This is a genomic window from Spiroplasma chinense (assembly GCF_008086545.1).
In the GTDB taxonomy this organism is placed as follows: domain Bacteria; phylum Bacillota_I; class Bacilli_A; order Mycoplasmatales; family Mycoplasmataceae; genus Spiroplasma_A; species Spiroplasma_A chinense.
Genome location: NZ_CP043026.1, coordinates 1,048,402 through 1,062,307 on the forward strand (window position 1 = coordinate 1,048,402; position 13,906 = coordinate 1,062,307).

The 13,906-nt window shown below is 33.3% G+C and carries 8 protein-coding genes and 3 rRNA genes; all 11 read right to left on the minus strand.

Going from position 1 to position 13,906, the window contains the following annotated elements; genetic code table 4:
- Positions 1-208: 208 nt before the first annotated feature.
- A complete protein-coding gene (locus SCHIN_RS04735) occupies positions 209-1,039 on the minus strand; it encodes a hypothetical protein (protein ID WP_166508482.1) in 831 nt (276 codons plus the stop codon).
- A 3-nt stretch (positions 1,040-1,042) separates the two neighbouring features.
- On the minus strand, positions 1,043-3,667 hold the full coding sequence (locus SCHIN_RS04740; protein WP_166508483.1) for an endo-beta-N-acetylglucosaminidase: 2,625 nt from the start codon (positions 3,665-3,667) through the stop codon (positions 1,043-1,045).
- Positions 3,667-4,521, minus strand: coding sequence for a hypothetical protein (locus tag SCHIN_RS04745; protein ID WP_166508484.1), 855 nt, complete (start codon positions 4,519-4,521; stop codon positions 3,667-3,669). The genes SCHIN_RS04740 and SCHIN_RS04745 overlap by 1 nt, the downstream gene beginning before the upstream one ends.
- Positions 4,505-5,182: an ATP-binding cassette domain-containing protein gene (locus SCHIN_RS04750; RefSeq protein ID WP_166508485.1), complete on the minus strand. Its 678-nt coding sequence runs from the start codon at positions 5,180-5,182 to the stop codon at positions 4,505-4,507. Before SCHIN_RS04750 ends, SCHIN_RS04745 begins: the two co-directional genes overlap by 17 nt.
- A complete protein-coding gene (locus SCHIN_RS04755) occupies positions 5,175-5,969 on the minus strand; it encodes a hypothetical protein (RefSeq protein ID WP_166508486.1) in 795 nt (264 codons plus the stop codon). The genes SCHIN_RS04750 and SCHIN_RS04755 overlap by 8 nt, the downstream gene beginning before the upstream one ends.
- Positions 5,970-6,129: 160 nt before the next feature.
- The gene (locus SCHIN_RS04760) at positions 6,130-6,801 is read right to left on the minus strand and encodes an ATP-binding cassette domain-containing protein (RefSeq protein ID WP_166508487.1); all 672 of its coding nucleotides are present in this window, start codon (positions 6,799-6,801) and stop codon (positions 6,130-6,132) included.
- A complete protein-coding gene (locus SCHIN_RS04765) occupies positions 6,789-7,421 on the minus strand; it encodes a hypothetical protein (protein WP_166508488.1) in 633 nt (210 codons plus the stop codon). Before SCHIN_RS04765 ends, SCHIN_RS04760 begins: the two co-directional genes overlap by 13 nt.
- A 206-nt stretch (positions 7,422-7,627) precedes the next feature.
- A 5S ribosomal RNA gene (gene rrf / locus SCHIN_RS04770) occupies positions 7,628-7,733 on the minus strand.
- A 105-nt stretch (positions 7,734-7,838) separates the two neighbouring features.
- Positions 7,839-10,747 (minus strand): 23S ribosomal RNA (locus SCHIN_RS04775).
- Between the two features lie 290 nt (positions 10,748-11,037).
- Positions 11,038-12,557: ribosomal RNA gene (locus SCHIN_RS04780) — 16S ribosomal RNA — on the minus strand.
- The 16S, 23S and 5S rRNA genes sit together here, the layout of an rRNA operon.
- Before the next feature lie 243 nt (positions 12,558-12,800).
- Positions 12,801-13,856, minus strand: a complete 1,056-nt coding sequence (locus SCHIN_RS04785; RefSeq protein WP_166508489.1) for a hypothetical protein — start codon at positions 13,854-13,856, stop codon at positions 12,801-12,803.
- Between the last annotated feature and the right edge of the window lie 50 nt (positions 13,857-13,906).

The window sequence follows — 13,906 nt, forward strand, 5'->3', positions numbered from 1 at the left end:
AGCCCTTAAATAAAGGCTTTTAACCTCCACTTAACGGCTTTTTAATAATAGCACACTAAAATCAAAATAGTTCATTTTTTTTGAAAAAATTTAAAAAAAATGGTAAATTTTGCATTTATTGTTACTTGTTGGGTCAAATAACCAAAAAAACCAGTAAAAACTGGTTTTTTTGGTTATTTAAAAGTTTTATTTTATTAAATAACAATCATTATTTTTTAAGTCCGTTGTTTAATGTAACATGACTAAAATAACTAAAGCATGTTACAAAAATAAGTGAACTAAATAGTGGTCCATAAATATACTTGAAAGATACAAAATAATTAGGATTTGCAATAATGTAATAAGTGTTGCTCAAGTTTCAAAGAGTACCACTATATGTAAGGTAATAAACTCAGTTTACATACTTTACAGGATTCAAGTAACTTAAGATTAACACTCCCCTCATTTGAGTTAGACTGTTATGTATAAAGAAGTCTCCAAAAATAAGAATTCAAACAATAAACAAGACCACAAAGACTTGTGCTAAGTATATATTTGTCAATCTTCCAGAAATCAATATATTAACCATTAAGATCATTAAACTAAGAATTCAAAGATTTATAATCATTAAAATAAATGCTTTATTTCTAAAGAATCCATCAAAATATTTTAAAACCACTTTATTTATAGTAAATGAATCTAGAATACACAAAACAGAAGAACTAAAAATATACGAACTTAAAGCATATACTGAAAAAACCACAGCCATTGAGAATAAAAATTCTCATTTTTTTATACCAAAATTCTGTAATTGTCTTAGAAAAACAGTTTCTCTTCAACTTATTAAAAAGTAAGGAATAAAGGTTCCTGCAACAATAATTGAAAGACTCAAAAAAGGCCCTACAGCTATGATTTCATCAGGTTTAATAGATCTATTTATATAAAAGTAGAATAATATGATTTGTATCAATAAAGGCAATATTAAGACGTAAGCAAACATAGATCAGTTTTTAAAGTTAGATAAGAATATGTATTTAATACATTTATTTATTTTATTCATTTTCTAGACCTCAATATCAAAACTATACATATCGTTTTGCTTTCCGTCTTTATCAATAGGTTTTACCCCTATTTTTATATTCCCACTGTTTGGTTTTAAATCTTTTAAGAAATAGTCGCTTTGAGTAGTTTCTCCCACTCTATATCAACGATCGTTAAAGAAAGTGTATATTTCATAATAACTTATGTTATTTCCCTTACTTGTGTAACCAAAACGTATGTTGTAATCTTGGTTGTTTCTAGAAATGATATACTCTAAACTTGGTTTTGAAATTTCAGCTTTTTCAATATTTTTAGTAACATCTAAATTTTCAATAGACAATTCACCAACATTCAATTTAAAGTAAGTTTCATTAGGCTTAATTGATAAACCAATTTTAGATAATTTATTATCTTGATTAATTGAACTTATTTGATTTAAATCATAGGAAATTGATTTTCAACCATCACCAAGAGAAGTTGAAGTTAACTCAATTTCTTTTTGTGTGTCAATTTGTGTAGATTGATTTGTTGTTGTTAACAATAATTTAACATCAGCATTATCACCATCTTTATAAACGAAATTGATTTTTCGGTTCTTTTTAGACAAATTAGTTCCCATTATATCTCAATAATAAGTTTTGTTAGTATCTCATTTTGCATCTACAATGGCACCAGTTTCATCAAAACCTCCACCAATTGCAATAGAGTTACCTTTTTTATAAACTACATCATAATCTCAAGCTCCAGTTATATCACTAATTGGTAATGGTTCATCTTGGTTTGCTTTGTCATAAACTTGTCATCTGTAACTTGGTAAAGTATCTACAAGACGTCTATTAGATCATGGATATTGTGTTGAAGTTTCATCAGAAACAAATTTAATACCACTCCCTGTTGAGAAGTTAGTTTTAAATAATGCTTCATTATTATCATCATTTATAATAGTTTTTTCAGTCATTAAGCTACCAATTCCAAAACTTGTAGAATTATAACCCTTACCTCCATTTGTAGAGTAATCATATAAAGTATTTAATATATCATCATTGGCTTTTTCTTTATCTTTAAATTTTACTCTTGGGTCTGCTAAAAGAAATTGAACGTTTTTATTTTCCATACTATCAGGAATTGATGTTGAAATTTCTTTACTTGTTTTACCAATATCTTTTTTTGATATAAACAAGTTACTTCCACTATATTGAATATCATTCATCAATTGATTTGCCTGAATTTGTAGTAAAGCTGCTCTTTCAGGAGATGTGCCTTTTGGTGTTAAACCAGAAACAGCACCTGCAAAAACTCCTGTACCATTATCTAAATAAGTTGTAAATCCTGTAAATTTATTTTTATCAAAGTTTCCATTTTTGTCTTTTAAATATGTTTGATTTTTAAAATCAAAAAATCCTGATAATTGTGAATTTACCCCTTCATCAATAATGGTCATAACATCACCGCCAGTATACTCATCACTATTATCTAAAAATTCCATTGAACGTTCTGGAGATTCAGAAAAAGTTGTTACTATTTTTGTAACTTTTTTTCTACCATTATATTCTCCGGTAGTTGTAGTAATTTCTCCCGTTTGTTTATCTGCAAACTCTCCGTTTGTTGCTTTTAAACTACCCTCATTTGTATAAAAAATCATATCTAAATCTTGGATTCTACTATCTTCAGATCTAAGAGTTTTATTATTAAAATCTTTGATAATTTGTGCAACATCACTATTTTTTAAAATTCATCCGTCAGGCATACTACCATTGGCTTCATTGTTAAAGAATCATCCGTCAAAACCCATATAATCTGCAATTTCAATTAACTTATCAACTATTAAAAAGTTTCCATACTCATCTTTTTTTAGAAAATCTTTTAACATGTTTTTTGAAAGACCATGTCATCCATCTAAAAATATATTTCCATAAACTTTTGTTCCATTTTGATGACCAGCTTCAATAATATCGGCTGGAGGTGGAACTATTGGTCCTTCAAGTCAAGAACCAGATCAGTTAACAACTCCAGTAATATATTGATAATTTATTGGTGTATTTTCATATGGATTTTTTGTACCAACAATTGTATTGTCATAAGTTCTATGTTTTCTACTTGTAAATCCAAGCGGCATAAAAGTAATATCTTCATTTTGCTCAGGACTTAATTTTGTAGCAACACTAGTGCTTTTAATTAATGGTTGTCCTGATTTATTGTACTTTGCATCCATATCTTTATTTGGATCTCAATCCAAAATTGAGTTAATTTGTCTATATCTTTGAGAAGGAGTGTTTACTCCAAAGTCAGATACAAAATTACCATTAGGCATAAAACCTTTATTTAAAGGCACACCAGTAACAGCTTGTTTTAATATATTTTGAGATCACTGAAAACCAGTGCTAAATGTATTGTAATCTACAAATCTATTAACTTTTTGTTTGTTAGTTTTTCCTAAATAATTTTCTTTAGTTTCACTTGTTAATGCATTGGCCTCATTGTAATTATTAAAGTCTATTCCATCTCCAAAATTACTATTTGTTCAGTCAAAGTCTGGTAAATTTTCAAGAAAGTTATTATCATTGTTAATTAAATAACAAGAAACAACATTTGTTGTAGTACCAGCTATTAGTCCTAATGCAGTAAGTGTAAATAATAGTTTTTTCATTATTTTTTCACCCCGAATCTGAAAGTATATTTATAAAGCACAACAACTAAAATAGTAAAAACTATTGTTAATGAAATTGTTATACCTATTGAACTGAATGGAGCAAAATTACCATTAAAATATTTTGGTATTATTTGAGTCATTCCGAACTTGTCAGCAAATTGATAAGAACTTATCAACATGTTTGTTCATATAAAATATTTATAAGGATTGATATAACCAAATATTACAAATATAAGTTTTTCATTTGTAAATGCAGGATTTGCAAATGCATCACTAAAAATAACTAAGAATAAAAATACCAATTGAATTACTAGTAAATTTAATACAGTTTTTTTAGAAACACATGTTAAAACTAAAATCATTGCAGAAATAAAAACTGATAAAAGAGCAATATTAAATAGTAATACTATTCAAAGTGTTCAATGTATATTTGTTAAAAGTGGAAAGTTAATACTTAATAATTTTGATCAAAGTACGATATTGTACCCTATAAGATTGACCAAAAAAGAAGAAATAATAAACAAGAAAGTAATTGTAAATACAGCCACAAATAAATTAACCTTATTTAAAGAACCAACTTTAAATTTAATTAATAAATTTTTCTTTTTTCATTCATTTATTGTCAAAGCTAAATAAACTGGTGCAAACAAAATTGAAGTTAGCATAAAATTTATAAAGATTGGTGGCAATAACATTTCATATGTATTTGCATTTCAAATATAAAATAAAGCAAAAAAGCTTACTAATGATAAGAAATGAACAAAGATATACGTTTTAATGTTTTTAAAAATAATTTTTGTGAAAAATGCTGTTGTTTTAATATCAAATGAAAATTTATTTTTCATTTTCATAATATTTAATTAATCTCTTTCTTAATGTTCCATATTCCTTAGTTATTTCTTCGATATTTTTATCTTCATAAACTGTTCCATCTTTAAGAATGATCACTCTATCACAAAGCGCTTCTACTTCTTCTGGTATATGTGAAACAATTAATAAAATAATTTTCTTTTCTTTTTTATAGTTTTGAAAGAAACTTATTAGTTTAATTTGCATTTCTAAATCTAAACCTGTAATAAGTTCATCTAAAATCAAAACGTTTGGTTCGTTAATAATTGATAAGAAACAGTTAATTCTTTGTCTTTGTCCACCAGACAAAGAACTTATGTCTCTTGAAATAATGCCTTCTAAATCAAAAGCTTCTACTAATTTTTTAAATTCTTCTGTTTTCTTATAACTTTTATCTTTGTAAAAAGTTATAAGATCCGATAATTTTGTTCCAATTGGTCATGAACCATCTTGAAATTGCATACCAATATTTAGGTTTTCTTGTCTTACTATTTCACCTTCTGTTGGTTGAATTAAATTTGCTACAAGTTCAACTAAAGTGGTTTTTCCACACCCGTTTGAACCAACTACAGCAACAGCTTCGTTTTCATTAAAAGTTAAGTTTATTCCCTTCAAAACAACTTTTTTACCGTAGTTCTTTTGTACATTACTTAAATTAATCATTTTTTGGTCCCTTGTCTATAAAAACATAATTGTAAAGTTCATCAACTTTGTCTTTTAAAATTTTATTTGGAGCTACTTTTGGAGTAGGATATTTACCTTCATTTAAATTTTGTTCGTAATTTTCAGGTTCAACTGAAAAATTTGCATCCCCTGTGTCTGGATTTATAGGAACAAAACCTCCATATGTATAAAAGTTAAGATTTAATTCATAACTCACTGATGTATTTATTTGACTTATAAATACCTTAAAGTAATAAAAGAAAGTAAAAGCATTAAAATATTTTAAATAATAAAGAACTTCACTCCCAGTACTTAATAAGTTATTTCTACCTAAAATATAGTTTATGTTTGCTTGAATGTATTGAACTTTAATAGTACTTGCAATAAGATATTGAATTTCATCAGATTGTTGAACCTTTTTTGAAACTTCACTAACTTTTTCGCTTGGTACACCTTGTTCATCAACAGCAATTCCAGGTTCTACTGGGTTTTTTGAATAGAATTCAAATAAACTTGTATAGTTGTCAATAAAAATTTGTTGAATTTCATTTGTATACTTATCAGTATCTAGATTTGCATAATATTCTAGAGTAGTTCATGTATTCAAAAAATCTTTTTCAATTGGTGGCCATTCTCTTGATGGATTCACTATTGACATAAGTTTGTTGTCTAACGTTTTAGTATTGACGCTTGTATTCAATAAATTTAAAAGTGAATTTACTAGTATAGTTAAAATCATAGCAAATATCATCATTAAAGATATTAGTTTTTTTCTTGTAATTTTCATAATTACCCCCTTGACACAGCGTAAATATTATAAAATAAAAAATTAAACTTTTAAATGATTTTTGGTAAATTTTATAAAATAATATATATTTTTGCGGAAAAATTTTCTTTGGTTATTTTGTGTATAAAAAAATAGCATTTTAGCCAAAATGGTTAAAATGCTATTCTTCAAAATCTGGTTCTAATTCTATTGACCCTACTAGTTCATCAAACTTTTCTTGCTCAATATCTTTAATGTTTTTGGTATCTTCTAAAATCTTTCCACCCTTTAAAAATATCATTCTATTACATAATTCTTTTAATGTTTCAAGATTATGGTCAATTATAAAGACATTTTTATATTGATCTATTTTAGATTGGATTCTTTTTGTTATTTTCCTTCTTCAAAAAGTATCTAAAAAATTAAACGTTTCATCCAAAATCAAAATATCACCACTTAATAACTCAAGTAACATAAATTTATATCTTTGTTGTTGTCCTGGAGAAAGATTTGAAAAATATTTCAGTTTGTGATTATTTAGTTCATAAAATCCAAATAACTTGTTTAAATCAGTTTTTTTCTTATATAAATTTTTAAGCAACAATGCTATATCAAACAATTTAACACTACCATAGTTACTAACTTGTTGTAAAACATCATAAGTAGAGGTTAAGTCTATATCTGTGTTTTTTTGGTAAATAAAGTTTTGTGAAATAGTTTTAATAAAAGTTGTTTTACCTGAACCATTACTTCCAACCAAAGCTATTATTTGTCCTTCCTCTATTTTTAAGTTTTTTATTTCAAGAGTAAAGATATCACTGATTTGTTTGTTGATATTTATTATTTGTGTCATAACTTCAACCCCCTTTTAACTCCAAGTGTAAGTCACATTAAACCAATCAATACCAATAAATTAGAAATATAAGGTATTCAAAATAGAGCATTTTTAGTTTCTAAGAGTCAAATATTGAAAAAAGGTAATATATTAAAAATAACTTCAACTGACTTTATTTCAAAGATTGGATTAAAAATCATATTTAAAAAAGCGGTACAGATTATGACTAAAATTAATAATATTAAAGTTATTGATACTGCCATTCTATCTTCGGGTAAAAATTTGAATAAAGTAAATAAAATTATAGCTAAAGTTATGCAATATAAAATTATCCTTACATAGTAATCAAGTAAAAAATTTAAAATTCCATATTGAGCTACCATTTTGACATTAAAAGATCATGTTCATACCAAGTAAAAAGTTAAATTTAAAAACGCTAGAATTAAACCATTTAATAAATACGTTCATATTATTTTAATTGGAGTTATTTTAGAACCTTTAATTTGGTTTCATAAACCACTTTTAAAATCATCATATAAGTAATAGCTAAATAATAAAATATAAATTAAATTAACACCTATAAAAATATTTAACCCAGCTCCTAAAAATACTCCCCCTTCTTCATCTTGGATTTGCATTGAATTCACTAAGTTATATAAGATATTAAAAAAATTACTGGCAATAAAAATGATTAGAAGTATATATCATTTATTTAATGCTCTTTTAAAATTAAAATTTAAAATATTTAACATTTATATCTTTCTTTCTTTGTTATTCGTCATTGTTTTAAACATAACACACAAAACACAAAAAAACAACTCTTTCGAGTTGTAGTTTGACTTTGAACTGGCGGTGTCCTATTTTTGCATTATACTATCGTCGGCGCAGCTGACCTTGACTTCTGTGTTCGGCATGGGAACAGGTATTACTCCAGCGCTATGGCCACCAGATCTTAAGTTTTTTTTGAGAGTTGGTTACAAGTAACCGAATCAACCCCTCAAAACTGAATATTTGATTTTAAAATGTGTCTACAACAATATTCTTAGGATCTCTCTTTAGAAAGACGCTCGATCTATTAGTATTGGTAAGCTGAACACGTCACCGTGCTTACACACCCAACCTATCAACCATGTGGTCTACATGGGATCTTACTTCCGAAGAATGGGAAAACTCATCTTGAAGGAGGCTTCTCGCTTAGATGCCTTCAGCGATTATCCTTTCCGCACATAGCTACCCTGCTGTGCCACTGGCGTGACAACAGGAGCACCAGGGGTGCGTCCATTCCGGTCCTCTCGTACTAGGAACAGCTCTTCTCAATTTTCCTACGCCCACAACAGATAGGGACCAAACTGTCTCACGACGTTCTGAACCCAGCTCGCGTACCGCTTTAATGGGCGAACAGCCCAACCCTTGGAACCGACTACAGCTCCAGGATGCGATGAGCCGACATCGAGGTGCCAAACCTCCCCGTCGATGTGAACTCTTGGGGGAGATCAGCCTGTTATCCCCGGGGTAACTTTTATCCGTTGAGCGACGGCCCTTCCACACGGGACCGCCGGATCACTAAGTCCTGCTTTCGCATCTGTTCGACTTGTAAGTCTCGCAGTTAAGCACCCTTATACCTTTGCGCTCTTCGTACGATTTCCAACCGTACTGAGGGTACCTTTGAGCGCCTCCGTTACATTTTAGGAGGCGACCGCCCCAGTCAAACTACCCACCAAACACTGTCCCTGGCCCGGATAACGGGTCTAGGTTAGAACTTCAATGTAACAAGGGTGGTATTCCAAGGATGACTCCACAACCACTGGCGTGATTGCTTCAAAGTCTCCCACCTATCCTCTACATGTTACACCAAAATTCAATATTAAGTTATAGTAAAGCTCCACGGGGTCTTTCCGTCTAGTTGCGGGTAACCAGCATCTTCACTGGTACTAAAATTTCACCGAGTCTACAGCCGAGACAGCGAAGGGATCATTACGCCTTTCGTGCGGGTCAGAACTTACCTGACAAGGAATTTCGCTACCTTAGGACCGTTATAGTTACGGCCGCCGTTCACCGGGGCTTCAATTCAATGCTTCACCGAAGCTAACATCTCCTCTTAACCTTCCGGCACTGGGCAGGCGTCACCCTGTATACTTCGTCTTGCGACTTTGCACAGAGCTGTGTTTTTGCTAAACAGTTGCCCCTCCCTCTTCACTGCGGCTCACCATAAGTGAGCACCCCTTCTTGCGAACGTACGGGGTTATTTTGCAGAGTTCCTTAGCTATAGTTATCTCGCTTGCCTTAGGATTCTCTCCTTGACCACGTGTGTTCGTTCTAGGTACAGGCACCTAATAAATTAACGCTAGAAGCTTTTCTTGGAAGCGTGGAGTCATGTACTTCGTTACTAGCCTAAGCGTTCACTCCCCATAACGCTTCAGAGTTAAAGTATGCGGATTTGCCAACATACACTCCTTTGCGCTTAGACCGGCATATCCAGCAGCCGGCTTACACTATCCTTCTCCGTCACTCCATCACTTTATTAGGTGGTACAGGAATATCAACCTGTTGTCCATCGACTACGCCTTTCGGCCTCGCCTTAGGTCCTGACTAACCCTGGGTGGACGAACCTTGCCCAGGAAACCTTGGTCAAACGGCATGGAGGATTCTCACCTCCAAACGTTACTCATGCCGGCATAATCTCTTCTAAGCGCTCCACCAGTCCTCACAGTCTGACTTCATCGCACTTAGAACGCTCCCCTACCACTCACATTGCTGTGAATCCTAAACTTCGGTAATATGTTTAAGCCCCGGTACATTTTCGGCGCAAAGGCACTCGACTAGTGAGCTGTTACGCACTCTTTAAATGATGGCTGCTTCTGAGCCAACATCCTAGCTGTCTGTGCACCTTCACATCCTTACACACTTAACATATATTTAGGGACCTTAGTTGTAGATCTGGGCTGTTTCCCTCACGAGCATGGACCTTATCACCCATGTTCTGACTGCCGAGTATGAAATTATGGCATTCGTAGTTTAATTGTAATCAGTACCCCTAGGTGGGGCCATCATACATTCAGAGCTCTACCTCCATAATCCTAAACCTCGACGCTAGCCTTAAAGCTATATCGGGGAGAACTAGCTATCTCCAGGTTCGATTGGAATTTCACCCCTAGCCACAAGTCATCCGCGGTCTTTTCAACGAACGTCGGTTCGGTCCTCCATTAGGTTTTACCCTAACTTCAACCTGCTCATGGCTAGATCACCTGGTTTCGTGTCTACGACATCATACTAAACGCCCTATTAAGGCTCGCTTTCACTACGGCTCCGCGTATTCCGCTTAACCTTGCATGATATCGTAACTCGCCGGCTCTTTCTACAAAAAGCACGCCATCACCCATTAACGGGCTCTGACTTCTTGTAAGCATATGGTTTCAGGAACTATTTCACTCCCCTCTCGGGGTACTTTTCACCTTTCCCTCACGGTACTGGTTCACTATCGGTAAAATGGTAGTATTTAGGCTTACCCAGTGGTCTGGGTAGATTCCGACAGGGTTTCACGTGCCCCGCCGTACTCAGGATACTCACTCGAGTCTAGTGCATTTCGCATACGGGGGTATCACCCTCTACGCCGCTGCTTCCCAACAGCTTCTGCTATACACTAGATTTGTAACTCTAACATGAGTCCTACAACCCCGGCCCGTAGACCGGTTTGGCCTGTTCCGCTTTCGCTCGCCGCTACTCACAGAATCACATTCGTTTTCTTTTCCTCTGGGTACTAAGATGTTTCAGTTCCCCAGGTTCCCATCACATAACCTATGTATTCAGTTATGGACGCTATGAGATTAATCATAGCAGGTTTCCCCATTCGGACATTTCCGGATCATAGCTTACTTCCAGCTCCCCGAAACTTTTCGCAGGTAGTCACGTCCTTCGTCGGCTCCATTTTCCAAGGCATTCACCATATGCCCTTACTATACTTTCTTAAAAAGAAATCCTATTGTTATAGATAATCTATAAAAAATTAATGAAATTTTAGTTTTTCTTAGTAATTTTTAAGTTACTACTACGTTTAAATATAAATTTATGAAACGTAAGAAAAATAAAATTAATTTTTTCTCATCAAATATTCAGTTTTCAAAGATCGATTTTTCAAAAATTGCTGCGCCTAAATGGCGCTAAAACAATCTTTGAAAACTAGATAGAACCAGAATATAATCAAAAGCTGTTTTATCGATTCGCTCAGCTTTCTCTAATCTACAGTTTACTCCATAGAAAGGAGGTGATCCATCCGCACGTTCCCGTACGGATACCTTGTTACGACTTCACCCTAATCGCTAATCCTACCTTGGTACGCTCTCTCCTTACGGTTAAGATACGTGCTTCTGGTATTACCAACTCTCATGGTGTGACGGGCGGTGTGTACAAGACCCGAGAACGTATTCACCGCGACATTGCTGATTCGCGATTACTAGTGATTCCGGCTTCATGAAGTCGAGTTGCAGACTTCAATCCGAACTGAGACCGACTTTTTGAGATTAGCTCCCCCTCGCGGGATTGCGACTCTTTGTATCGGCCATTGTAGCACGTGTGTAGCCCAGGACATAAGGGGCATGATGATTTGACGTCATCCCCACCTTCCTCTAGCTTACACTAGCAGTCTCATTAGAGTCCTCAACTGAATGTTAGTAACTAATGATAGGGGTTGCGCTCGTTGCGGGACTTAACCCAACACCTCACGGCACGAGCTGACGACAACCATGCACCACCTGTCTCAATGTTAGCCTCCACTACATCTCTGTAGCTTTGCACTGGATGTCAAGCCCTGGTAAGGTTCTTCGCGTTGCTTCGAATTAAACCACATGCTCCACCACTTGTGCGGGTCCCCGTCAATTCCTTTGAGTTTCACTCTTGCGAGCATACTACTCAGGCGGAGTACTTAATGCGTTAGCTGCAGCACCGACTAATGCCGACACTTAGTACTCAACGTTTACGGCGTGGACTACTAGGGTATCTAATCCTATTTGCTCCCCACGCTTTCGTGCCTCAGCGTCAATAACAGGCCAGTAGACCGCCTACGCCACTGGTGTTCCTCCATATATCTACGCATTTCACCGCTACACATGGAATTCCATCTACCTCTCCTGCATTCTAGTCTGCCAGTTTTCAAGGCGAACCGGAGTTGAGCTCCGGGCTTTAACCTCAAACTTAACAAACCGCCTACGCACCCTATACGCCCAATAAATCCGGATAACGCTTGCCACCTATGTATTACCGCGGCTGCTGGCACATAGTTAGCCGTGGCTTTCTGATAAGGTACCGTCAAACTAAAAGCATTTCCTCTTCTAGCATTTCTTCCCTTATAACAGAGCTTTACAATCCGAAGACCGTCATCACTCACGCGGCATTGCTTCATCAGGCTTTCGCCCATTGTGAAAAATTCCCTACTGCTGCCTCCCGTAGGAGTCTGGGCCGTATCTCAGTCCCAATGTGGCCGATCAACCTCTCAGTTCGGCTACGTATCATCGCCTAGGTGAGCAGTTACCTCACCTACTAGCTAATACGCCGCATCCTCATCTTCTAGCGACCCAAACGGGCCTTTTAACTTCTTCTGATGCCATAATGAAGTCGTATGCGGTATTAGCAGTCGTTTCCAACTGTTATCCCCCACTAAAAGGTAGATTAGATACGTGTTACTCACCCGTTCGCCACTGGGTGCAAGCACCCCGTTCGACTTGCATGTATTAGGCATGCCGCCAGCGTTCATCCTGAGCCAGGATCAAACTCTCATTAAAAGTTTATAATGCGAATGTTTTGATTCTTGACTATATCTGTTTTATTGTTATATTTTACTCAAAAAATTGAACTTGTATTTATTGTACAAATTTAATTGGTTGTTGTTGTTCTATCTAGTTTTCAAAGATCGTTGTTTGTTGCCTCAATGACAACTCTATAAATATATCTCATTTAATTTACTAATGCAACTAAAAAATCACTTTTTTTTAAAAAAAATTAAAAAAAAAATCACAAAAGTGATTTTAAGCGAATAAATCTAGTATTTTAAGGGATTTTTCAAACATTTTATAATCAGATTCTATTTTTTTAGCTATTCTTTTTGACAATTCTTCAATAGTAATGTTTTTTGTAAATTCAAATGTACCAATTGGATAAAAAGATTTACCTGTTTGAACTCTATCGATATATAATTCTTTTTCAAAACCCAATGCCAAAAGATCACTTTGTTTTTCATTTAATATAGCGTCAATTACTTTGGGTGAGAAAAATTTAGCTGCTCTAATATCTGTTGCACTTGTATTAACTCTATAATTCTTGTTAAATTCAACAGATTCTGATTGATAATTGTCTTTTCCTGCTTTTCCTTTTCTTGCATTTACACCTTTAAAACTAGCGTCAAAATTTTTACTTTGCAATAGCATTGTGTTAGAAGAAACATATTCTATATCTACAGCTTCAATAATACTTGAGATTGCAAAATAACTTAATCACATTGATCTACCTTGAAAAACTATGATAGGACTATTTATGATAAACAAAGCTTTTTGGTCATTTATCTTAAATTCCAATCTGTTTTGTTCTATATTTTGAGGGAAATTTAGCAAACTATAATAATCACCATACACGCCATATCTCTTTTCATGCATAGTGGTTGGTTTTAAAGCATTTAACTTTAAATCAGTAATGTTTGATTTACCCAACTTTTCCGTAAAATAATATTTATATAAATTTTGAATATAATTATCTTTATAAAGAATTTTATAAAGATTTCTTTCACTATTTCTTAAACCAAACTCTTTTTTTCTATATACAAATATATAAAATAAGGTTCAAAGTACAACCAATACAGAAGAAATTGAAAATACCAAAAGAAATATAAGACTGTCTTTATCATTCCTCAAAAATTCTCTAGAAAAGAAACTGATAAGACCAAAAATTACAGCTATTGTTATGCTTGAAATGAAGACAATTTTTGAAACTATTTTATGAAAAGATAATTTTCTAATTGCCTTTTTTAACTTTTTATTACCTTCAAATTTATTAAAGATATCGTTAAAAATATCGTTAAAATTATTCACTTTTTCCCCAACCTTTAAAACTCATTAAACATCTAATTAATTTGATTATA